Raw genomic sequence first — 20,119 nt, 5'->3', positions numbered from 1 at the left:
TCGCTTGTAGTTTCACGACGATTGCGGCGGTGCAGCGAAACCTGCGCTCAGGCGACGCGGCGGCCCTGCACCCAGACGCCCCGCACCGCCCCTGCCTGCCCGATCCGCGTGACGCGGATGACATCGGCACGACCGCCGGGCACCAGATGGCCGCGATCTTCCAGCCCGGTCGCCTCGGCCGGGGCGGCGGTCACGGTGGCGATGCCGCGCGCGGTATCGCCCCAGACATCGCCCAGCATCAGCGCCGCCGACAACAGCGACGAGGGCACATAATCCGACGACACGATATCGAGCAGATCGGCCTGCGCCAGATCCTGCGCCGCGACATTGCCGGAATGGCTGCCACCGCGAATGAGGTTCGGTGCCCCCATCATCACGCGGATGCCATGGTCATGGCAGGCCTGCGCGGCCTCGGTCGTGGTGGGAAATTCGGCGAAATGCACCCCATGCCCCGCCGAAACCGCAACCTGCGGCGCGGTCGTGTCGTCATGGCTGGCCAGCACCGCACCAAAGCGCCGCGCCTCGGAGACGACAGCCGCCTCGTGCACCGCGCCCACCTGATCGCGCAGGGCGCGCTGGTCGGCGACGTGCTTGTGAAACTCTGCCTCGCTGAGGCCATGCTTGCCGCAAAGGTAGTCCTTCAGCTTGGTCACATCGCGGAACTGCCGCTCGCCGGGTGTATGGTCCATCAGGCTGACGATGCCGATGCGATCTTCGGCACCGAACTTCGCCAGTTCAGCCACCAGCGTTTCCGAACAGACCTCGGCGCGCAGATGCAGGAAATGGCTGATCCGCAGCGCGCCCTGCGCCCTCAGGTCCAGAATTTCATCGGCCAGTGCACGGGCATATTCGCCGTAATTGGCCTTCTTGTTCGACACGACAGACCCGACGCGCAGCGCGTCGAAAACTGTGGTGATACCGACGCTGGCAAGCTCGGCGTCATGGGCGATAATGGCGGCCTGATGCGGCCAGCCGACACGCGGGCGCGGCTCGATATGGCGTTCCAGATTGTCGGTATGCAACTCGATCAGGCCGGGCATCACCAGATCACCCGCGCAGTCGATGGCACCGGCAGGCACGGCGGCCCCTTCGGCGATGTCAGTAATCCGCCCGTCAGACAGCCGCACCTGGCCGCGCAGGGTTTCTCCCGGCAGAACAAGGGTGGCATTGGCAAGGATCGTATCGGTCATTTCAGAAAGTCCTGTCTTGCGGTTCCGGGCGCAGGCGGCTGCAATGGCACGAAACCGTCACGCCTTTGTGACAGTCGCAGGGTAGGCCAGCCGCCATGGAAAAGATGAAACGCTATGCTGTCTATTACGCGCCGCGCCCCGGCGCCTTTGCCGCGCGGGCGGCGGAATGGTTGGGCTGGGACCCGGTCGCGGCCGAGCCCCGGCCACAGCCACAATTGCCGGGTCTCCCTGCCGCTGTTGCCGATCTGACGGCAGAGCCGCGTAAATACGGCTTTCACGGCACGATCCGCGCGCCCTTCCGCCCGGCAGACGGGCTGGGGCAGGATGAGGTTGCGGCGGGGGTTGCCGAACTCGCCAGCCGTCTGAAGCCCGCCGTCTGTGACCACCTGCGGCTGGTCAATCTGCACGGATTTCTGGCGCTGATCCCCGAAGGCGGTGAGGCCGCGCTTCAGGCGCTTGGCGCGGCGGTGGTCGAAGGCACCGATGCTCTGCGCGCGCCGCTGAACGAGGCCGAAATCGCCCGCCGCCGCCCTGAACGGCTCAGCTCGCGACAGCGCGCCCTGCTGGACCGCTGGGGCTATCCCTTCGTGATGGAGGAATTCCGCTTCCACCTGACGCTGACCAGCAGCCTGAGTGCGCCGGACGCCGCAGCGGCTCGCAACGTGCTGGAGCCGCATTTTGCCCCGGTCCTGCCGCAACCTTTCGCCATCGAGGATCTGTGCCTGTTCGGAGAGGATGGCGCGGGGCGTTTCCATTTTCTGCATCGCTACGCCCTGACCGGCTGAAGCGCCGCCAGAAACCGCGCTATGCCCTCGGACAGACTGCCGTCATTGCGCACCTCGGTGGCCTGAATGCCTTCGGGCAGGGTGAAGGCCGCACGGGCCAGCCGGGCGCGGATATCGGCCTCGGGCTCGCGCCCCCGCGCGGCCAGCCGCTGCGCCAGCACCGCATCCGGCGCGGTGACAAGGATCACGCGCAGACCGGGAAACCGCGCCTGCGCCTGCGGCAGGGCCAGGCGCGAGCCGTTGAAGATCACCACCCCTGGCGCAGCGAGCTGCGCTTGCGGGATGCCATAGCTCAGCCCATGCGCCTGCCAGTCCAGCGCGAAGTCCCCGGCGGCCTTGCGTGCGGCGAAATCCTCGGGGTTGACCCCTTCGAAATCCTCGCCTCCGGCCTCGGTCGGTCGGGTGATCACCCGCCGCACCAGTCGCAGACCTGGCCGCGCTGCCACCGCACCGGCGATCAGCGTATCCTTCCCGGCCCCGGAAGGCCCGACCACCGCGATCAGCATATCAGGCCGCCAGACGCGGGGTGAAGCCGGTCACATCGACCAGCCGGTCACACACGCGATCCCGCGCGCCCTCGTCATGGAAGATCCCCACGATGGCCGCGCCGCGCGCCTTGGCTTCCTCGATCAGCCCCAGCACAACCTCGCGGTTGGCGGCATCCAGACTGGCCGTCGGCTCGTCCAGCAAAAGCGCGGGATAGGGATGTGCGAAGCCGCGCGCGATGTTCACGCGCTGCTGTTCCCCGCCCGAGAAGGTGGTGGGCGAGAGACCCCAGAGCCGTTCGGCAATGTTCAGCCGCGCCAGCAGATCCGCCGCCCGCGCCCGCGCCGCATCGACCGGCACGCCCAGTTGAAGCAGCGGCTCCGCCACCACATCCAGCGTCGGCACGCGCGGCACCACGCGCAGGAACTGACTGACATAGCCCAGAACCTCGCGCCGCAGGCGGATGATCTCGCGCGGGGCGGCGCGAGCGACATCCAGATCGCCGACCCGGATGCTACCCCCTGCGGCCAGGTAATTGCCGTAGATCATCCGCATCAGCGTGGATTTCCCCGACCCCGACTGCCCGGTCAGCCCGACACATTCGCCCGGCGCGACGGCCAGCGCCGCCCCCGCCATCACCGGGATCACGGCGCTGCCCTGATTGTGCAGGGTAAAGGCCTTGGAAAGATTGGTAATCTCGATCATAGCCAGCGTTTCCACTTGAAGAAAAGATAGGTCAGCACCGCCGAGGCCAGCATCAGCGCCAGCGCCATCGGATAGCCGAATGCCCATTGCAATTCCGGCATATGGGCAAAGTTCATCCCATAGGCCGAGGCGATCACCGTGGGCGGCAGGAAGATCACTGCCACCACCGAAACGATCTTCACCGTCTTGTTCTGGGCAAGGTTCACCATGCCCAGGGTCACGTCAGAGGCCATGGCGACGCGGCTGGTCAGAAAGTCGCCATGTACTTCCAGCGCCCGGATATCGCGCATCAGCCCCTTGACCACCGGGCGCAACCCATGGCCCGCGCCGGCCTCGTCCAGCGCCTGCCCGAAATAGCTGATCGCACGTTCCAGGGTCAGCAGCGACTGTCGCACCCGGCTGATGAGATCGCTTTCGCGCGCGACCTGCCGCAGCGCCTCCTGCAGCGCGTCATCGCTGGCCTTCGCACCTTCCTCGAATACCTGCGCCATCAGAGCATCCAGCGCCCGACCCGAGCCCTCCATCAGGTCGGCCAGCCGCCCGACGATTTCCTCCATCAGCGACAGGAAGACCCGGCGCGGATCGGCGCAGCCCGGCCCCACTTTGTCTGCCCGTTCCGGATAGGTCTCGAACGGGCGCGGCGCGTGGTGGCGCACGGTCACCAGCCGTTCCGGGTGCAGGATGAAACAGACCGGGCCGGACATCGGCGCCTTGGTCTCGCTCAACCCCGGCAGCACCACGGTCAGATAATCGACGCTGCCCTCGCGGTAGAGTCGGTTCGACACCTCGATCTCTTCCATATCGGCCAGCGTCGGCACCTCGACCCCCAGAGCCTGCGCCAAAGCCACCTGACCGGAGAGCGGGCGGTACAGATCCACCCAGACCGCCTGCGCAAGGTCGGTCCCTTGCGGCAATTGCTTCAGTTTCCGGTCGGCGGGGGCATAGGCGTAAAGCATGGTTCAGACCTGCAAGACAGAGGATACCAGCAATTGCGTATACCCGTGCTGCGGGTCGTCCAACACCTGATCGGTCAGCCCCTGTTCCACCACCCGGCCCGATTTCATCACCATCAGCCGGTCGGCGAGCAGACGCACCACCGCAAGGTCATGGGTGACGATCACGACCGAAAGCCCCAGATCGCGCACAAGCCCGCGCAAAAGATCCAGCAAGCGCGCCTGCACGCTGACATCCAGACCGCCGGTCGGTTCATCCATGAACACCAGTCGCGGGCCGGTCACCAGATTGCGCGCGATCTGCAAACGCTGCTGCATCCCGCCGGAAAAGGCGGAAGGCCGGTCGTCGATCCGGTCGGCGGCAATCTCCACCCGGCCCAGCCAGTCGGCCGCGGTGTCGCGGATGGTGCCATAGTTGCGCGCACCCACCGCCATCAGCCGCTCGCCGACATTGCCGCCCGCGCTGACACCCATGCGCAAACCGTCGCGGGCATTCTGATGCACGAAGGCCCATTCGGTGCGGCTGAGCCGCCGCCGCTCCGGCTCTCCCAGCGCGCCCATGTCACGGCCGTCGTAAAGGATGCGCCCTGCATCGGGCTTCAGATGCCCGGCCAGGCAGCCCAGCAGCGTGGATTTGCCGGAACCGCTTTCGCCCACGATCCCCAGAACCTCACCGGGGAACAGGTCGAACGTCACATCGGTGCAGCCGATCCGGTTGCCATAAAGCTTCTTCACGCCCTGAACCGACAGAAGCGGCCGGTCCTCTTTTACCCTGGCACAAATATCCATATCCACCGCCCCCATCGCGCGATCCCCTCGGGCAGGAGCGCCAAAATTCTTCAAAGAATTTTGGGCCCCGGTCATTCTGCCGCTCCCGGCTGGCCCAGCCGTCCGACATGTCCTGCCGCGCGGCGTCCCGCACAGAAATCGGTGTCGGAGCAGACATACATCCGGCTGCCCCGGTCATCGGTGATGACCTCATCCAGATAACTGTCACCGGCGCCGCACAGGTCGCAGTCATGCGGGGCTTTCGATGCCTCGAACGGGTGATCCTCGAAATCGAGGCTCACGACCTGCGTATAGGGCGGCAGCGCATAGATGCGCTGTTCGCGACCCGCGCCAAATAGCTGAATTGCCGGGTTGTCCGACAGTTTCGGATTGTCGAATTTCGGGATCGGCGAGGGGTCCATCACATAGCGTTCCTCCACCTTCACCGGATAGGCATAGGCGGTGGCGATGGTGCCGTGGCGCGCGATGTCCTCGTAGAGTTTCACATGCATAAGCCCGTATTCCTCCAGCTCGTGCATCTTGCGCGTTTCGGTCTCGCGCGGCTCCAGAAAGCGCAGGGGCTCCGGGATCGGCACCTGATAGACAAGGATCTGACCCTCGCAGAGCGGTGTTTCCGGGATGCGGTGGCGGGTCTGGATCACGGTGGCTTCGGCGGTCGCCTCGGTCACCGCCACGCCGGCGCTGCGCTGAAAGAATTTGCGGATCGACACGGCGTTGGTGGTGTCGTCGGCGCCCTGGTCGATGACCTTCAGCCGGTCGTCGGGCGTCAGGCAGGCCGCCGTCACCTGCACCCCGCCCGTGCCCCAGCCATAGGGCATCGGCATCTCGCGGCTGGCGAAAGGCACCTGATAGCCGGGCACCGCGATCCCTTTCAGGATGGCGCGGCGGATCATCCGTTTGGTCTGCTCGTCCAGATAGGCGAAGTTGTAGTCGCTCACAGCAGCCCCCGCGCGGTCAGTGCCGCTTCCAAAGCCTCAGGCGTGGTGAAATGTTCGGCCTGCATGCCGAAGGCGCGGGCGCCCTCGACATTCTTCAGGCTGTCGTCGATGAACAGGCAATCGCCCGGCTCCAGCCCGGCACGGTCGCAGAGGCGTGCGTAGATCCGTGCCTCGGGTTTGAGTATCCCTTCCTGCCCCGACACGACGGTCACGTCGAAGGCGTAGCCCAGCCGAGGATGCGCCGCGATACCCGCAGGCCAGGTTTCGGCAGACCAGTTGGTGATCGCATGGATGGCCAGCCCGCGCGCGCGCAGCCGGTCCATCAGCGCCCATGTGCCCTCGATAGCTTCGGGCACTGTGGCGGCGTAACGGTCGACATAGGTGGCGAACAGGGCACGGTCGGCCGGGTCGGCAATCTCTGCCGCCAGCGCGGCAAAGCTTTCGCCGCCGTCGGCGCGCAGATTCCGCGCCATGAAGTCGGTGCGGGTCAGGAAATCCTCCACCGCGTCGCGGCTGCCCAGATCAGGCAGGAAGGCCGGATGCGGTTCCCAGCGGATCAGCACATTGCCGATATCAAACACGATGGCCTTCATTCCGCTGCCTCCTGCATCTGCATCGCCTCGGCCCGCAGACGGCGCACCAGTTCCAGCTCGGACTGGAAGTCGACGTAATGCGGCAGTTTGATATGTTCCAGAAAGCCGGTGGCCTGGATGTTGTCGCAATGGCTCAGCACGAATTCCTCGTCCTGCGCCGGGGCGCCGGTGAAATCCTCGCCCAGTTCCTGCCAGCGCAGCGCGCGGTCGACGAGGCTCATGGCGATGGCCTTACGCTCGGTCTGGCCGAAGGTCAGGCCATAGCCTCGGGTGAATTGCGGGGGTTCGGTCTTCGAGCCTTTGAACTGATTGACGGTTTCACATTCCGTCAACTCCACCTCGCCGATCTCGATGGAGAAACCCAGTTCGGGGATCTCCATTTCCACCAGCACGCGGCCGATGCGCAATTCACCGACGAAGGCATGGGTACGACCGTAGCCGCGCTGGGTGGAATAGGCCAGCGACAGGATGAAGCCTTCATCCCCCCGCGTTATGGCTTGCAGGCGCAGCGGGCGGTTCGCGGGCAGTTCCAGCGGTTCCCGCGTCAGGTCGGGCGGAGGGGCGTCGTCGCGCGGTGCGGCCTCGATCAACCCGTCGCGGTCCAGAAGGCTGGTGACATGCGGCACCGGCTCAGGTCGCGCCGGCACCTGTGGCGCGAGAGGCGCCTCTCCCTCAGCGGCCAGTTTGAAATCCAGCAGGCGGTGCGTGTAGTCGAAGGTCGGCCCCAGCACCTGCCCGCCGGGCAGATCCTTGAACGTGGCGCTGACGCGCCGGTCGACCGCCATCGCCGCCGTCTCCACCGGCTGCGAGGCGCCAAGGCGGGGCAGCGTCGTGCGATAGGCGCGGATCAGAAAGATCGCCTCTATCAGATCGCCGCGCGCCTGCTTGATCGCCAGCGCCGCCAGATCGGGATCATACAGCGAGCCTTCGGCCATCACCCGGTTCACCGCCAGTTTCAACTGTTCGCGGATCTGCGGCAGGGTCAGTTCGGCGACCGATGGATCGCCGCGCCGTTCCTCGGCCAGCCAGGCATGGGCATTGTCGATGGCGCGTTCGCCACCCTTGACGGCGACATACATCAGGCTTCCTCCACGAGGGTGGATCGGGGCAGGGCGGCGAGCGTGTCGCCGCTGGTGAAATAGCAATCGAAGCCCAGCGGAAAGAGCGCGCGATTGGCGCGGAACGCCGCGATCTCGGGCAGCGACAGTTGCGCGGTGTAGCGGATGCCGGGGCCACGGAGCGTTGCGCCGGTTGTGGAAAGCGCGGGCAGTTCCACGATCAGCGTGGTGGAACGATCCGGGTAATCCGGCTGGCCGATGCGGAAGCGGGTCAATGGCTGCAGCGCCGCCCAGCCGCCCACCGCGAAATCGGCCTGATCCGCCGGGGCGAAGGGGGCGCCGGTATGGAAGGTGATCCAGTCGCGCACCGCCGGGCAATCGACAGCCCCGGCCAGGTGCACCGGCGTCGTGGTATCGGCCAGCGTCAGCAGCAGTGCCCCGGCAGCGGGCGACAGCGGGGCGGGCGGGATGACGCCAGCCATGCGATGCAGCGTGCCGGGGCGGGCCATCGCCTCCAGCGCGGCGCGGAAGGCGATGGCGGCATCGGTTGCGGCATTCGTGAAGCCGCCGGTCAGGGCTTCGGGCGTCATTGATCCTCTCCGCGTACCATGGTGAAGAATTCGACCTTCGTTGCGGCGGCCTTGACGGCGCGGGTCGTGCGGCGCGCCTCTTCCTCAAGCCGCAGGGGATGCAGCACCTGCGCCTCGACCCGTGCGGCTTCGGGCGTCTGCATCAGCGCATCCACCACGGCGGCGCGGCGGGCGTGATCCTTGTCGCGGCCCTGCACATAGGCATGGCCCACGGCGCCGCAGTCCAGCCGCAGCGAGCAGCGAGTCACCGTCATCTCGCCCAGATTGAACGGGGCGCCGGTGCCGCCGACACGACCCCGCACCATGACGGAACCCACTTCGGCCGGGCGCAGCAATGCGGTTTCGGGCAGGTCGGGCAGCAGGGCGGCAAGCCGCGCTGGCGGTGCCTTGGCCAGAAGGGACATCCAGCCCTTCCGCGCCAGATCTTCCGGGCGTTCGGTCATCTGATCCTCGACAGGTTGCGGATTTGTCTAGATTACTATACAACTAGACAAGTGATAGCTGATGAGCCGAGTCGGCACAACGCCCAATGGCGTGAAACTTTTGCGACAGGATGGATGATGGCCCGCAGCCCGATCTGGAAATCCATTGCCGGGACGCTCGCGGCAGAGATCGCAGGGGGGCTGTACCGCCCCGGCGACAAATTGCCGTCAGAGGCGGATCTGGCCAGCCGGTTCGGCGTGAACCGCCATACGGTGCGGCATGCGCTGGGTGCGCTGGCCGAGGCGGGCACGGTGCATGCCCGGCGTGGGGCCGGGGTTTTCGTCACAGCACGACCGACCGACTATCCGCTGGGCCGACGGGTGCGGTTTCACCAGAATGTCGCCGCCTCGGGGCGCACGCCCTCGCGCAGGCTGACCCGGCTGGAGACCCGCCCCGCCAGCACGGAGGAGACCGAGGCGCTGGCGCTGGCCCCCGGCGCTCTGGTGCATGTCATGGAAGGCGTGTCGCTTGCTGACGGGCAGCCGCTGGCGGCGTTCCGGTCGGTCTTTCCTGCGGAAACTTTGCCCGGCCTGCTGGCGCTGCTGGAGGAACATCAGTCGGTCACCACCGCGCTGGGCGCGCTGGGGGTTGCCGATTACACCCGCGCCGAAACCCGGCTGACCGCGAAGCGCGCCGGGGCGGTGCTGGCGCTTGCCTTGCAGGTGCAGGAAGGGGCACCAATCCTGCGATCCGTGGCGGTGAATGTGGATGCGGCTGGGCGACCGCTGGAATACGGCACGACATGGTTTGCCGGGGACCGGGTGACACTGACAGTCACGCCTGACTGACCTCAGGCGCGGTGATAGGGGGCGCCCGAAAGGATCGAAGCCGCGCGGTAAAGCTGCTCGGTCAGCATCACCCGCACCAGCATATGCGGCCAGACCATCTTGCCGAAGCTGATCGAAAAATCGGCCCGCGCCCGCAGTGCGGGGGCGATACCGTCGGCCCCGCCGATGACGAAGGCGACATCCTGCCGCCCGCCATCGCGCCATTTTGCCAGATGATCGGCAAATTCCGGGCTGGACAAGAGCTTGCCGCGTTCGTCCAGCGTGACCAGCAGGGCGCCCGAGGGCAGGGCGCGTTCGAGCAGCGCGGCCTCGGCCTCCATGCCGCCGCCCTTGCGGTCCTCGACCTCGTGCTCGGTGAAGGGGCCAAGCGCCAGTGCGCGGCCGGTGCGGTCGAAGCGCGTTGTGTAATCGTCGATCAGGTCACGCTCGGGGCCGGCACGCAGCCGACCCACGGCGCAGAGATGCACCCGCATCAGACCCCGGAGGTCGGGGCAGGGCGCTGCTGGCCCGCAGGCAGCCACATCTTTTCAAGCTGATAGAACTCGCGCACTTCCGGGCGGAACACATGCACGATGACATCGGCGGTGTCGATCAGAACCCAGTCGCCGGTTTCCTTGCCCTCGACCTTGCACTGACGGCCATAGTCCTGCTTCAGCCGGTCGACCAGCTTTTCGGAAATCGCCGCCACCTGACGCGAGGACCGCCCCGAGCAGATGACCATGTAATCGGCCATGTCGGAACGCCCGCGCAGGTCGATCTGCACGATGTCCTCGGCCTTGTCGTCGTCAAGCGAGGCGATGATGCGGGCAAGAAGTTCTTCGCTGCTGGGGCCGGCGTCGTTCATGCGCTCGGCCCTCGGTCCGACCGGCAGGCCGGTCGCGGGATCAGAATGAGACAGGACATCGTCCTCCAGATAGCGCGCCAAAGGCCCCGGCGCCGGGGTTTGCAGGTTCAGGCTAACACCGAAGCCCGCGCGACTCAATGCGCGCGGACCCGGGCGAAAGCTGGCGCTTACACGCTTCCGCCGATCACGGCAAGGCGGGGTTCCCGCAGGGGCGCAGGCCTGCCATCGCCTCGGCACCGATCAGGGCTGCAATCGGTGCGGGCCGGACGAGGGGCTGGAAGCCCTGCTCCTGCTCCAGCTTTATCAGTACCCCGCCCTCTGCCGTCGGGGGCAGGGGGCCGCCGGTCAGGCAGGCATCCAGCGCGACACCGAGGCTGCCGTGACTCTGCCCGTCCTGCGGCCATGCGGCCACGGCAGATTGCGCGGCCCGCATCCGCGCGGCATCGGCGCGGGACAGGCCGAAGGCCATAACCACCCCTTTCGCTTCCGGCAGGGATGGGGCGGGCCGGGGCTCCAGCACGAAGGTTTCGGCAACGGAATGCCCGGCGCGATCCGCCTTGAACTCCAGTCTGGCGCCCTGCGGTTGTGGTCGCAGCCCATCGGGCAGGACCAGGGCGAGCTCAATCCCCGACGGATCAACCGTCAGCGGGTCAAGCGCCTGCAGGCGCATGAGGGTCGAAGGCACAAGGCTGGAACAGGCGGCAAGTAGCAGCGGCAACAGGGCGGCGATGCGCATGCGATTCTCCTTTGACAGTTATTAATTATTGTTTTACAGAAAAATTACTTTGCAAGAGGGAAAATCATGCCGCCAAGAATATTGCGACTGTCGCTTGTGTTGTGGTGGGTTGTGACCCTGCTGCTGCCCGGCCTGCCGCTGCTGGTCCTGCTGTGGGGATGGCATGGGGTGCGGGAGCCCGGCTGGCTTCTGACGGCGTTTCCGGGGCTGCCGCCGGAAACCAGGCTGACGGCGGGGAAATCCTCGGGCACGCTGGCCCTGGGTCTGCTGGCGCTGGTGCCTATGCTGGCCGCGCTTTGGCATATGCGGGGGCTGTTCGCACTTTATGCTGCCTCCGAGGTGCTGACGCCGATGGCGGCGCGGCGTATCCGGGCGATTGGCGTGGCGCTGGCCTTGCTGGCCGTGGCCCAGACGGTTCTGCCCGGCTTGCAGCTTCTGCTGCTGACGGCGGACAATCCGCCGGGTGCCCGGATTGTTTCGATTGCCCTGACCTCGGAAATGCTCTGGCTGGCGCTGGCGGGCGGCTTGCTTGTGACCATCGGCTGGGCCATGACCGAGGCGGCACGGGTGGCGGAGGAGAACCGGGGCTTTGTCTGAGGTGGAGATCGTGGTTCGACTGGACGTCATGCTCGCACGCCGCAAGATGCGCTCGCGCGAGCTGGCGGAAAGGATCGGGATTACCGAGGCCAATCTCAGCCTGCTGAAATCCGGCAAGGTAAAAGGTATCCGGTTCGAGACGCTGGCGGCGATCTGCGCGGTGCTGGACTGTCAGCCGGGTGACCTGCTGGAGGCCATCCCGCGCGAGAGCTGACTTGCCTTGCAAGGGGATTCGGGCGTATGAAACGGCCCATGAACGGGTTCATCTACTTCAACATCACCGATCACGCGCGGCTTCCGGCCCGCTTTTTCGGCATGACCCGCACGGTGCTTGCCCGGCTTTGATGCCGCGCCCTGCCTTCGTCTCCGAGGGCACCCTTCCCCTATCCCACAGCTATCCCATTGATGAAGGTGAGAGCCATGACCGCTCCGCGTACACTCTACGACAAGATCTGGGACGATCACGTCGTCCATCAGGCCGAAGACGGCACCTGCCTGCTGTATATCGACCGCCATCTGGTGCATGAAGTCACCAGCCCGCAGGCATTTGAAGGTCTGCGCATGACCGGCCGCAAGGTCCGCGCGCCGGAAAAGACCATTGCCGTGCCGGACCACAACGTCCCCACCACCGCAGGTCGCGACACCCATATCGACAACGAGGAATCGCGAATCCAGGTCGAGGCGCTGGACAAGAATGCCAGGGATTTCGGCATCAACTACTATCCCGTGTCCGACATCCGTCAGGGCATCGTGCACATCGTCGGCCCGGAACAGGGCTGGACGCTGCCGGGCATGACCGTGGTCTGTGGTGACAGCCATACCGCCACCCACGGCGCCTTCGGTTCGCTGGCGCATGGCATCGGCACCTCAGAGGTGGAGCATGTTCTGGCGACGCAAACGCTGATCCAGAAGAAGTCGAAGAACATGAAGGTGGAGATCACCGGCAAGCTGCGTCCGGGCGTCACCGCCAAGGACATCACGCTGTCGGTCATCGGCGCGACCGGCACCGCCGGCGGCACCGGCTATGTCATCGAATATTGCGGCGAGGCGATCCGCGACCTGTCGATGGAAGGCCGTATGACCGTCTGCAACATGGCGATCGAGGGTGGTGCGCGCGCTGGCCTGATCGCGCCAGACGAAAAGACCTTCGAATATATCAAGGGCCGTCCGCATGCCCCGAAAGGCGCCGCCTGGGAAGCCGCGATGACCTACTGGAAATCGCTGTTCACCGATGAAGGCGCGCATTTCGACAAGGTGGTGGTGCTGAAGGGCGAGGACATCGCCCCGGTGGTGACCTGGGGCACCAGCCCAGAAGACGTGCTGCCGATCACCGGCACAGTGCCCGCGCCCGAAGACTTCACCGGCGGCAAGGTCGAGGCCGCGCGCCGGTCGCTGGAATATATGGGTCTGACCCCCGGCATGAAACTGTCGGACATCAAGATCGACACCGTGTTCATCGGGTCATGCACCAATGGCCGGATCGAGGATCTGCGCGCCGCCGCCGCCATCCTGAAGGGCAAGAAGATCAAGCCGGGGATGCGCGCGATGGTCGTGCCGGGCTCGGGCCTCGTGCGGGCTCAGGCCGAGGAAGAAGGTCTGGCGCAGATCTTCATCGACGCGGGCTTTGAATGGCGTTTGGCCGGGTGTTCCATGTGCCTCGCCATGAACCCCGACCAACTGTCGCCGGGTGAACGCTGCGCTGCGACCTCGAACCGCAATTTCGAGGGCCGTCAGGGCCGCGGTGGCCGCACCCACCTGCTGTCCCCCGCCATGGCGGCGGCGGCGGCGGTGACCGGCCACCTGACGGATGTGCGCGAGATGATGGCCGAGACGGTCTGAGGAGTATCTGGAATGGACAAGTTCACCACCCTCACCGGCGTTGCCGCGCCGATGCCGCTGGTCAATATCGACACCGATATGATCATCCCGAAACAGTTCCTGAAAACGATCCAGCGTTCGGGTCTTGGCAAGAACCTGTTTGACGAGATGCGTTACACGCAGGACGGCGCCGAGATTGCCGATTTCGTGTTGAACCAACCTGCTTATCGCAAGGCCGAGATCATTGTCGCCGGTGACAACTTCGGCTGTGGTTCCTCGCGCGAGCACGCGCCTTGGGCGCTTTTGGATTTTGGCATCCGCTGCGTGATCTCTACCAGCTTCGCCGACATCTTCTTCAACAACTGCTTCAAGAACGGCATCCTGCCGATCGTGATGCCGCAAGAGGTTGTCGAAGTACTGATGGAAGACGCGAAGAAGGGCGAGAACGCCCGGATGACCGTCGATCTGGAAGCGCAGACCGTGACGACCTCGGATGGCCAGAGCTTCGGTTTCGAGGTCGATCCCTTCCGCAAGCATTGCCTGCTGAACGGTCTGGATGACATCGGCCTGACGCTGGAAAAAGTGTCCAGCATCGACACATTCGAGGCCAAGGCCAACCTGCTGCGCCCCTGGGTCTGACCTGAGGCGCTACTACATCTTGTGCCGCCTTGGGCTGAAACCCCAAGGCGGCCTTTTTCTTGCCCCGCTTTGATGCAAAGCGGCGACAGTTTTTCCCTGTAATTGCCTCATTGATCGGGTCCAATGGTCTGAACCGTTGCGACTTTGAAAGAAAGAAGGCAAAACTTGGGCAAGATTGAGGCAGCCCGTCGCAAAGCACGGGGAAAACTGGGAAAAGCCATCCGGCAACGTATCGGACGGCGCCGGGTCGAGGAAGGCAAGGCAGTGATCACACGGCTGATAGGAGCCGCGTTGCGGGCATTTTTTGTGGTGGTGCTGATTGCTACCCCTTCGGTTCTGATGCCCGGAACCGGCGCCGACGAAAAGCAGATGGTGGCGCTGGTGGCCCTGTTCGCGGCCGCACTGACCTTTGCGGAATACAAGACCACCTATCCCGGTCTGGTCGAGTTTCGCGACGCCCCGCCCTTCAACCGCATCCGCTTTCTCATCCTGTTCTTTACCGTCTTCATCCTGACCGTGATCCAGAAAAGCATGGTGGAGCCTTCGACGCTCAGCACCCTGATCAGCGCCATTGGCCTGCTGATCGGCGAGGCGATGGATTTCCCCTATTCGCCGGTTCGTCTGGCGACCCTGATGATGACCGAGGGTGCCTCTGACCTTCAGGTGATTTCCGTGCGCACCGCTGCGGCGATGGCCTATCTGATCTCGCTTCTGGGTCTGGCTTTCTTTGTCATCATGCTGAAGCTGAAAGGCTGGCCGGACCGGGGCAACGGGTTCAACGTCTGGGTCAATCTGCCGACATTCGATCCGACCACCGGCGGCGATGTCGTGGTGCGGCTGGAGCGCGATGCGCGGATCAACATTGCCTTCGGGTTTCTGTTGCCCTTCCTCATCCCCGCTGTGGTCCGCATCGGATCAGCCGGGTTCGAGCCGCTGACGCTGACCAATCCGCAAACCCTGATCTGGACGATGACCGCATGGGCCTTCCTGCCGTTCAGCCTGTTCATGCGCGGTATCGCGATGGGCAAGATCGCCGAGATGATCCGCGAGAAGCGGCGCATTTCCAGCGTGATGGGCGCCGAGGGCTATATGCCGGCCTGATCGCCGCGCTTCTGTGCGCCGCCTTGCCCGCTGGGGCCGAAACGCTGCTCATTGCTACATGGAACGCGGAGCTGGGCCGTAAGGGACCGGGGCTGCTTCTGGAAGAAATCGAACGCGGCAAAAGTCCGGCCATCGCCGGGGCGTTAAGGGTAATCGCCGCGCTGGATGCCGATGTGCTGTTGCTGACGGGGATCGACTTCGATGCCGAACAGGCGGCGCTGACGGCGTTGCGGGGGCGGCTGGCCGAAGCGGGCCTGACCTACGGCTGGCAATTTGCTCTCGCGCCCAATTCCGGTCTGCCCACGGGTCTGGATATTGACCGGGATGGCCGGTTGAACGGCCCGCGCGATGCGATGGGCTATGGCGCTTTCCGGGGGCAGGGCGGAATGGCGCTGCTGTCGCGCCTGCCGGTCTACAGCGAGCTTGCGGAGGATTATACCGGCTTCCTTTGGTCCGATCTGCCGGGCGCGCTTTTGCCGCCCGATCTGACCGGGGAGGAGAGGGCGGTGCAGCGCCTTTCTTCGGTCAATCACTGGCGCCTGGGGCTGGAACTACCCGAAGGCGGCAGGCTGGAGCTTCTGGCCTGGGCCGCGACACCGCCGGTCTTTGACGGGCCGGAAGACCGCAATGGCCGCCGCAACCATGACGAGGCGGCTTTCTGGCTGCGGCTCATGGATGGCGCCTTGCCTTTCGATCCGCCACAGGCACCCTTCGTGTTGCTGGGGGACGCCAATCTGGACATTCAGGATGGCGATGGCCGCCCTCAGGCGCTGCGCGCCCTGCTGGCCGATCCCCGACTGCAAGACCCCACCCCCCGTGCGGCCAATGCCCCGGCGGACCCTGGCCACAAGAGCGACCCGTCGCTGGATACGGCGTTCTATGCCAGGGGGCTGGGTGGATTGCGGGTGGATTACATCCTGCCCTCCGCCGATCTGCGCGTCACCGGCGCCGGGGTGATGCGCCCGCCATCCGGCCCGCTGGCCGAGGCGCTTGCAGCCAGTTCGCGGCACTTCCCGGTCTGGGTCACGCTTGATCTGCCCTAGCCTGAAATCCCCAAGCCTGCTTGACCCGACTGCCCCCAAAGGCTACGCCACCGCCAGGCTTTCTTGCGGAGCCAACCCTGCGTGCAGATCAAGGAGCCCTTGACGTGGCAAACCCCTCCATCCTCATCCTTGCCGGTGACGGCATCGGCCCCGAAGTCATGGCCGAGGTGAAAAAGATCATCGGTTGGTATGACGCCAAGCGCGGCATCACCTTCGACGTGAGCGAAGACCTTGTCGGCGGCTGCGCCTATGACAAGCACGGCACGCCGCTGCACGATGACACTATGGCCAAGGCGCAAGAGGTGGATTGCGTGCTGCTGGGCGCCGTGGGTGGCCCGAAATACGACAATCTCGATTTCAGCGTGAAGCCCGAGCGCGGCCTGCTGCGCCTGCGCAAGGAAATGGACCTTTATTCCAACCTGCGCCCGGCCCAGTGCTTTGACGCGCTGGCCGATTTCTCGTCGCTGAAGAAAGAGGTCGTCGCCGGTCTGGATATCGTCATCGTCCGCGAACTGACCTCGGGTGTTTATTTCGGCGAGCCGCGCGGCATATTCACCGAAGGCAACGAGCGTGTGGGCATCAATACCCAGCGCTACACCGAGTCGGAAATCGCCCGCGTCGCGCGTTCGGCCTTTGAAATGGCCCGTCGCCGCAACAACAAGGTCTGCTCGATGGAGAAGGCCAATGTGATGGAGTCGGGCATCCTGTGGCGTCAGGTCGTGCAGGAGATCCACGACAAGGAATATCCGGATGTCGAGCTGTCGCATATGTATGCCGACGCCGGTGCGATGCAGCTCTGCCGCTGGCCCAAACAGTTCGACGTGATCGTGACCGATAACCTGTTCGGTGACCTGCTGTCGGATGCCGCCGCCATGCTGACCGGCTCGCTGGGCATGCTGCCCTCGGCCTCCTTGGGCGCACCGATGGCCAATGGTCGTCCGAAGGCGCTGTATGAGCCCGTCCATGGCTCCGCCCCCGACATCGCCGGTCAGGGCAAGGCCAACCCGATCGCCTGCGTCCTGAGCTTCGCCATGGCACTGCGTTACAGCTTCGACCTCGGCGACGAGGCGACACGGCTGGAGCAGGCGGTGGAGAAGGTTCTGGCCGAGGGCGTGCGCACGGCCGATCTGATGGGCCCTGAAAGCGGTACCCCGGTCTCGACCTCGGCGATGGGCGATGCCATCGTGGCCGCGCTGGACGCCAGCCTCTGAGCCTTCAGACAGCGCATTGACCGGCCGCCTTCGGGCGGCCGGTTTCGTTTGGGCTTTCCCGCCGATCCGCTCCACAAGCCTTGAGCGGGCGGGGCGGCTTCTGTAGAACGGGCGCTAGCGCAAACATCCCGGCGCTCGCGCCGCTTTCCGCAGGTCCAGACGCATGAGCCCCAATGCCCAGGGCGCGCTTCTCGCGCTTCTTGCCTTTGCCATCTATGCCACGCATGATGTGGTGGTGAAGTTTCTGGGCGCGGATTACCACGCCATCCAGATCATCTTCTTCGCGGGCCTGCTGAGCTTCCCTCTCGCCACCACCATGCTGATGAGCGACCGGACCGATGGCCACCTGCGCCCGCGCCATCCATGGTGGACGGCGCTGCGCATGGTGTCTACGGTCATCACCGGCGTCTCGGCTTTCTATGCCTTCTCGGTGCTGCCCCTGGCGCAGACCTATGCCATCCTGTTCGCGGCGCCCCTGCTGATCACCCTGCTGGCCATTCCCCTGCTGGGCGAAAAGGTCGGCCTGCGGCGGGGCCTTGCGGTGCTGGTGGGTCTGGCGGGCGTGATGATCGTGCTGCGCCCCGGTGCAGAGCCGCTCAGTCTTGGCCACGCGGCCGCGCTGGCGGCGGCTGTATTCTCCTCGCTTGCCTCGGTCATCGTGCGCAAGATCGGGGCAGAAGAACGCTCGGTCGTGCTGCTGCTCTATCCGATGATGGCGAATTTCGTGGTGCTGGGGCTGGCGCTTCCCTTCGTCTACAAGCCGATGCCAGTGGTGCATCTGGGTATGCTGGGCATCATCGCGCTGTTCAGCTTCGTCGCCATGCTGCTGATCATCATGGCCTATCGCCGGGCCGAGGCGGTGATCGTGGCGCCGATGCAGTATTCGCAGATGATCTGGGCCGCGATCTACGGCTATCTGATCTTTGATGAAACGCCGGACGGCTATACCCTGCTGGGCGCTGCGGTGATCATCGCTTCGGGCATCTACATCGTCCTGCGCGAAGGGCGCGCGAAAGTGTCGGAGAACCGTCCGGTGCTGGAATCCCGCTCCCGTCCCGAGACGGGCACGACGCCCCGCATCTCTCTTTTGCTGCGCCGCCGCGAAATCGCAGAGAGGAACGAGGGATGATCGCAGAAGAATCGCATTCGCCCCCTTGCAAACCCCTGCAATCCGGTTTAACCCCCACCCCACGGTCGGAGCGTAGCGCAGCCTGGTAGCGCACCTGCTTCGGGAGCAGGGGGTCGGAGGTTCGAATCCTCTCGCTCCGACCAATTTCCCGCACATTTTCAAGCACTTAGCGACCACCCTCGGGGCGCGGGGCGCCTCGCGCGGTCCTGTCATAGCGCTGTGCTAGCTTTTTAGCGTTATCGACCGAATCCCCATGCCGATCTGTAGCGCGACAAAAATAAGTGGTGTAACCCGACAAAAATAAGGGTGTTTTTAGGGAAGCAGGGGGCGCTATCCGTCGCTAGGTGTCGTTACCCGTCGCCAGCCGTCGTTCCTCAATAAAATAAGGCGCTTGCCGAGGCTGTGAGGCTCTGGTGCCGTGTCTGGGCGGCTTCGGGGCGGTCATGTCGGTCGCGACGAAAATATTGCGCCAAACAGGTGGCCAGAGCGTGATCCGCGCCCTCGCTGGCGCCCGGACCCGAGCTGCTAATCGCCCGAAAACATCAATAAAACTTGGCTTTAACGGCTGTTTCAGGGCGATTCAGCCAATCCGGGGAAAGTGCGAAACTCGGAACTCGTGCGCGGATTTTTCAACTCAGTTCATAGTTACGTCTTTTCAATATCTTACGGGGATTTCACCGGGTCTTTCGCCCCCGAAACCCCTGTTTTTGGGCCGGAAACTCGGAACTGGCGGCCTTCCAGTTCATAGTTACATGATTTCAATGCGTTAGGAGAAATGGCGATGTGCGAGCTATGCGCCACCCGCATAGGTCAGCGGATGGCGCTTCTGGTTCAGGCTGGAAGGCCTGCCATCGCCGCGCCGACCTCCTCAAGTGTGGTCGCGGCGTCGATTGCGGCGCTGGCGGTGAGGCGGAGGGCCTCCAGACCGGCGGCGGTGCTGCGCCAGAGGGTGGCGAGGTTGAGCCAGATCTGGGCGAGGCTGGCGCCATCGGGGGCGGTGATGCCCAGCTCGGCCGAGAGCAGCGGATAGGCGGCGGGGTCCGGTGTGGGATCGGCGATCCAGGCGCGGGCCTCCGCCTCTTTCGCCAGGTAGATCATGCTCTGCCCCGGCAGATCGGTGATCAGCGTGGCGCGGGCGGCGGTGACGGCCGCTGCCAGCGTGACACGGGCTTCGGCTTTGGCGGCCTCCAGCGCGGTTGCGGCGCGGGCCTCGGCGGTGATCGTCTTGCTCCAGTCGATGCTCATTTCATCACCATGTCTTTGGGGGACGGCAACTCCATCACCATGTCGGGGCATCCCCTCACAAAACTTGTGGGATAGTCGTCAAATTCTTCATGCGAAACCCATCCTTCCCGGTCTTCCCACCACACCACGCGCCACCTAACCATGTCGGGACAGCTTGCAAAACATAGTGCGAGCAATTGCCGCCCATCCTTCCATTCCTCCGGGATTTCAGAAATCAAAATCATGTTTGCGTCGATGCTCATTACGCGGCCTCCTCGGCAGGTGTGTAGCTGGGCAGCGGGATCGGCCCGTCTGTGGTGACGGTGATCGGCTCGGGATGCGTGATCACCCGCGCCTCGGGCGGTGCGTACAGCGGGATCGGCCCATGCGGCAGGATCAGGGTCAGGCGGATCTTACCG

The 20,119-nt window shown here is 65.0% G+C and carries 25 protein-coding genes and 1 tRNA gene; 11 read left to right on the top strand and 15 right to left on the bottom strand.

Going from position 1 to position 20,119, the window contains the following annotated elements:
- Positions 1-47: 47 nt before the first annotated feature.
- On the bottom strand, positions 48-1,190 hold the full coding sequence (locus C8N34_RS09200) for an alpha-D-ribose 1-methylphosphonate 5-triphosphate diphosphatase (protein WP_108128634.1): 1,143 nt from the start codon (positions 1,188-1,190) through the stop codon (positions 48-50).
- Between the two features lie 95 nt (positions 1,191-1,285).
- Here C8N34_RS09200 and C8N34_RS09195 point away from each other — a divergent pair, with 95 nt between their 5' ends.
- Entirely contained in the window at positions 1,286-1,975 is a 690-nt protein-coding gene (locus C8N34_RS09195) for a DUF1045 domain-containing protein (protein WP_108128632.1), read from the top strand.
- Here the strand turns inward: C8N34_RS09195 and phnN are convergent.
- From phnN to phnG, 9 genes are read right to left on the bottom strand one after another with little or no spacing between them, the layout of a single operon-like run.
- A complete protein-coding gene (phnN, locus tag C8N34_RS09190; protein WP_108128630.1) occupies positions 1,957-2,481 on the bottom strand; it encodes a phosphonate metabolism protein/1,5-bisphosphokinase (PRPP-forming) PhnN in 525 nt (174 codons plus the stop codon). The two genes, C8N34_RS09195 and phnN, sit on opposite strands and share 19 nt — an antisense overlap.
- 1 nt (position 2,482) lies before the next feature.
- Positions 2,483-3,166 carry a phosphonate C-P lyase system protein PhnL gene (gene phnL / locus C8N34_RS09185; protein ID WP_054301938.1) on the bottom strand — a complete coding sequence of 228 codons (684 nt, stop codon included), beginning with the start codon at positions 3,164-3,166 and terminating at the stop codon, positions 2,483-2,485.
- Positions 3,163-4,122 (bottom strand): magnesium transporter CorA family protein, encoded by a 960-nt coding sequence (locus C8N34_RS09180; protein ID WP_108128628.1) that lies wholly within the window; start codon positions 4,120-4,122, stop codon positions 3,163-3,165. Before C8N34_RS09180 ends, phnL begins: the two co-directional genes overlap by 4 nt.
- A 3-nt stretch (positions 4,123-4,125) precedes the next feature.
- Positions 4,126-4,923 (bottom strand): phosphonate C-P lyase system protein PhnK, encoded by a 798-nt coding sequence (phnK, locus tag C8N34_RS09175; RefSeq protein WP_229825538.1) that lies wholly within the window; start codon positions 4,921-4,923, stop codon positions 4,126-4,128.
- Positions 4,924-4,979: 56 nt separating this feature from the next.
- Positions 4,980-5,846, bottom strand: a complete 867-nt coding sequence (locus C8N34_RS09170) for an alpha-D-ribose 1-methylphosphonate 5-phosphate C-P-lyase PhnJ (protein WP_108128626.1) — start codon at positions 5,844-5,846, stop codon at positions 4,980-4,982.
- Complete coding sequence (locus C8N34_RS09165) at positions 5,843-6,439, bottom strand: HAD family hydrolase (RefSeq protein WP_054301935.1); 597 nt, start codon at positions 6,437-6,439, stop codon at positions 5,843-5,845. Before C8N34_RS09165 ends, C8N34_RS09170 begins: the two co-directional genes overlap by 4 nt.
- On the bottom strand, positions 6,436-7,518 hold the full coding sequence (locus tag C8N34_RS09160; protein ID WP_108128624.1) for a carbon-phosphorus lyase complex subunit: 1,083 nt from the start codon (positions 7,516-7,518) through the stop codon (positions 6,436-6,438). Before C8N34_RS09160 ends, C8N34_RS09165 begins: the two co-directional genes overlap by 4 nt.
- Entirely contained in the window at positions 7,518-8,087 is a 570-nt protein-coding gene (gene phnH / locus C8N34_RS09155; RefSeq protein WP_108128622.1) for a phosphonate C-P lyase system protein PhnH, read from the bottom strand. Before phnH ends, C8N34_RS09160 begins: the two co-directional genes overlap by 1 nt.
- A complete protein-coding gene (gene phnG / locus C8N34_RS09150) occupies positions 8,084-8,530 on the bottom strand; it encodes a phosphonate C-P lyase system protein PhnG (RefSeq protein ID WP_108128620.1) in 447 nt (148 codons plus the stop codon). The genes phnH and phnG overlap by 4 nt, the downstream gene beginning before the upstream one ends.
- 117 nt (positions 8,531-8,647) lie before the next feature.
- Here phnG and phnF point away from each other — a divergent pair, with 117 nt between their 5' ends.
- Complete coding sequence (gene phnF, locus C8N34_RS09145) at positions 8,648-9,358, top strand: phosphonate metabolism transcriptional regulator PhnF (protein WP_108128618.1); 711 nt, start codon at positions 8,648-8,650, stop codon at positions 9,356-9,358.
- Positions 9,359-9,360: 2 nt separating this feature from the next.
- On the opposite strand, the gene rlmH is transcribed toward phnF, so the two are convergent.
- The 3 genes from rlmH to C8N34_RS09130 form a co-directional block, all read right to left on the bottom strand.
- A complete protein-coding gene (gene rlmH / locus C8N34_RS09140; protein WP_108128616.1) occupies positions 9,361-9,831 on the bottom strand; it encodes a 23S rRNA (pseudouridine(1915)-N(3))-methyltransferase RlmH in 471 nt (156 codons plus the stop codon).
- A complete protein-coding gene (rsfS, locus tag C8N34_RS09135) occupies positions 9,831-10,202 on the bottom strand; it encodes a ribosome silencing factor (RefSeq protein ID WP_170120548.1) in 372 nt (123 codons plus the stop codon). Before rsfS ends, rlmH begins: the two co-directional genes overlap by 1 nt.
- A 184-nt stretch (positions 10,203-10,386) precedes the next feature.
- The gene (locus C8N34_RS09130) at positions 10,387-10,938 is read right to left on the bottom strand and encodes a hypothetical protein (protein ID WP_108128614.1); all 552 of its coding nucleotides are present in this window, start codon (positions 10,936-10,938) and stop codon (positions 10,387-10,389) included.
- A gap of 66 nt (positions 10,939-11,004) precedes the next feature.
- Between C8N34_RS09130 and C8N34_RS09125 the strand changes: the two genes are divergently transcribed.
- From C8N34_RS09125 to C8N34_RS09085, 9 genes are all read left to right on the top strand, one after another.
- A complete protein-coding gene (locus tag C8N34_RS09125) occupies positions 11,005-11,535 on the top strand; it encodes a DUF2975 domain-containing protein (protein ID WP_145693630.1) in 531 nt (176 codons plus the stop codon).
- Between the two features lies 1 nt (position 11,536).
- Positions 11,537-11,749 (top strand): helix-turn-helix domain-containing protein, encoded by a 213-nt coding sequence (locus tag C8N34_RS09120; RefSeq protein ID WP_054301927.1) that lies wholly within the window; start codon positions 11,537-11,539, stop codon positions 11,747-11,749.
- 206 nt (positions 11,750-11,955) lie between these two features.
- Positions 11,956-13,374 carry a 3-isopropylmalate dehydratase large subunit gene (leuC, locus tag C8N34_RS09115; protein WP_054301926.1) on the top strand — a complete coding sequence of 473 codons (1,419 nt, stop codon included), beginning with the start codon at positions 11,956-11,958 and terminating at the stop codon, positions 13,372-13,374.
- 12 nt (positions 13,375-13,386) lie between these two features.
- Positions 13,387-13,992 (top strand): 3-isopropylmalate dehydratase small subunit, encoded by a 606-nt coding sequence (leuD, locus tag C8N34_RS09110; protein ID WP_108128610.1) that lies wholly within the window; start codon positions 13,387-13,389, stop codon positions 13,990-13,992.
- A 264-nt stretch (positions 13,993-14,256) separates the two neighbouring features.
- A complete protein-coding gene (locus C8N34_RS09105) occupies positions 14,257-15,093 on the top strand; it encodes a hypothetical protein (RefSeq protein WP_054301965.1) in 837 nt (278 codons plus the stop codon).
- Between the two features lie 23 nt (positions 15,094-15,116).
- Positions 15,117-16,136 (top strand): endonuclease/exonuclease/phosphatase family protein, encoded by a 1,020-nt coding sequence (locus C8N34_RS09100; RefSeq protein ID WP_242013815.1) that lies wholly within the window; start codon positions 15,117-15,119, stop codon positions 16,134-16,136.
- A gap of 104 nt (positions 16,137-16,240) precedes the next feature.
- Complete coding sequence (gene leuB, locus C8N34_RS09095) at positions 16,241-17,347, top strand: 3-isopropylmalate dehydrogenase (protein WP_108128606.1); 1,107 nt, start codon at positions 16,241-16,243, stop codon at positions 17,345-17,347.
- Between the two features lie 163 nt (positions 17,348-17,510).
- Positions 17,511-18,476, top strand: coding sequence for a DMT family transporter (locus tag C8N34_RS09090; protein WP_054301923.1), 966 nt, complete (start codon positions 17,511-17,513; stop codon positions 18,474-18,476).
- Positions 18,477-18,542: 66 nt separating this feature from the next.
- A tRNA-Pro gene (locus C8N34_RS09085) sits at positions 18,543-18,619 on the top strand.
- 688 nt (positions 18,620-19,307) lie between these two features.
- On the opposite strand, the gene C8N34_RS09080 is transcribed toward C8N34_RS09085, so the two are convergent.
- Together C8N34_RS09080 and C8N34_RS09075 are read right to left on the bottom strand one after the other, a co-directional pair.
- Positions 19,308-19,721: a hypothetical protein gene (locus tag C8N34_RS09080; protein WP_108128604.1), complete on the bottom strand. Its 414-nt coding sequence runs from the start codon at positions 19,719-19,721 to the stop codon at positions 19,308-19,310.
- Entirely contained in the window at positions 19,718-19,963 is a 246-nt protein-coding gene (locus tag C8N34_RS09075; protein WP_108128602.1) for a hypothetical protein, read from the bottom strand. The genes C8N34_RS09080 and C8N34_RS09075 overlap by 4 nt, the downstream gene beginning before the upstream one ends.
- Positions 19,964-20,119: the final 156 nt, after the last annotated feature.

The sequence above is a fragment of the Gemmobacter caeni genome, from assembly GCF_003054195.1.
Lineage (GTDB): Bacteria > Pseudomonadota > Alphaproteobacteria > Rhodobacterales > Rhodobacteraceae > Gemmobacter > Gemmobacter caeni.
The sequence above is the reverse complement of the archived record's forward strand: the minus strand, read 5'-3'. Positions and strand labels throughout refer to the sequence as shown.

Coding starts and splice junctions, on each gene's coding strand:
- C8N34_RS09080 (WP_108128604.1), bottom strand. CDS start 19,721: ATGAGCATCGACTGGAGCAAGACGATCACCGCCGAGGCCCGCGCCGCA.
- C8N34_RS09165 (WP_054301935.1), bottom strand. CDS start 6,439: ATGAAGGCCATCGTGTTTGATATCGGCAATGTGCTGATCCGCTGGGAA.
- phnF (WP_108128618.1), top strand. CDS start 8,648: ATGGCCCGCAGCCCGATCTGGAAATCCATTGCCGGGACGCTCGCGGCA.
- phnH (WP_108128622.1), bottom strand. CDS start 8,087: ATGACGCCCGAAGCCCTGACCGGCGGCTTCACGAATGCCGCAACCGAT.
- C8N34_RS09160 (WP_108128624.1), bottom strand. CDS start 7,518: ATGTATGTCGCCGTCAAGGGTGGCGAACGCGCCATCGACAATGCCCAT.
- C8N34_RS09200 (WP_108128634.1), bottom strand. CDS start 1,190: ATGACCGATACGATCCTTGCCAATGCCACCCTTGTTCTGCCGGGAGAA.
- C8N34_RS09075 (WP_108128602.1), bottom strand. CDS start 19,963: ATGAGCATCGACGCAAACATGATTTTGATTTCTGAAATCCCGGAGGAA.
- C8N34_RS09090 (WP_054301923.1), top strand. CDS start 17,511: ATGAGCCCCAATGCCCAGGGCGCGCTTCTCGCGCTTCTTGCCTTTGCC.
- C8N34_RS09125 (WP_145693630.1), top strand. CDS start 11,005: ATGCCGCCAAGAATATTGCGACTGTCGCTTGTGTTGTGGTGGGTTGTG.
- phnN (WP_108128630.1), bottom strand. CDS start 2,481: ATGCTGATCGCGGTGGTCGGGCCTTCCGGGGCCGGGAAGGATACGCTG.
- rlmH (WP_108128616.1), bottom strand. CDS start 9,831: ATGCGGGTGCATCTCTGCGCCGTGGGTCGGCTGCGTGCCGGCCCCGAG.
- phnL (WP_054301938.1), bottom strand. CDS start 3,166: ATGATCGAGATTACCAATCTTTCCAAGGCCTTTACCCTGCACAATCAG.
- phnK (WP_229825538.1), bottom strand. CDS start 4,923: ATGGGGGCGGTGGATATGGATATTTGTGCCAGGGTAAAAGAGGACCGG.
- phnG (WP_108128620.1), bottom strand. CDS start 8,530: ATGACCGAACGCCCGGAAGATCTGGCGCGGAAGGGCTGGATGTCCCTT.
- rsfS (WP_170120548.1), bottom strand. CDS start 10,202: ATGAACGACGCCGGCCCCAGCAGCGAAGAACTTCTTGCCCGCATCATC.
- C8N34_RS09195 (WP_108128632.1), top strand. CDS start 1,286: ATGGAAAAGATGAAACGCTATGCTGTCTATTACGCGCCGCGCCCCGGC.
- C8N34_RS09130 (WP_108128614.1), bottom strand. CDS start 10,938: ATGCGCATCGCCGCCCTGTTGCCGCTGCTACTTGCCGCCTGTTCCAGC.
- leuC (WP_054301926.1), top strand. CDS start 11,956: ATGACCGCTCCGCGTACACTCTACGACAAGATCTGGGACGATCACGTC.
- C8N34_RS09180 (WP_108128628.1), bottom strand. CDS start 4,122: ATGCTTTACGCCTATGCCCCCGCCGACCGGAAACTGAAGCAATTGCCG.
- leuD (WP_108128610.1), top strand. CDS start 13,387: ATGGACAAGTTCACCACCCTCACCGGCGTTGCCGCGCCGATGCCGCTG.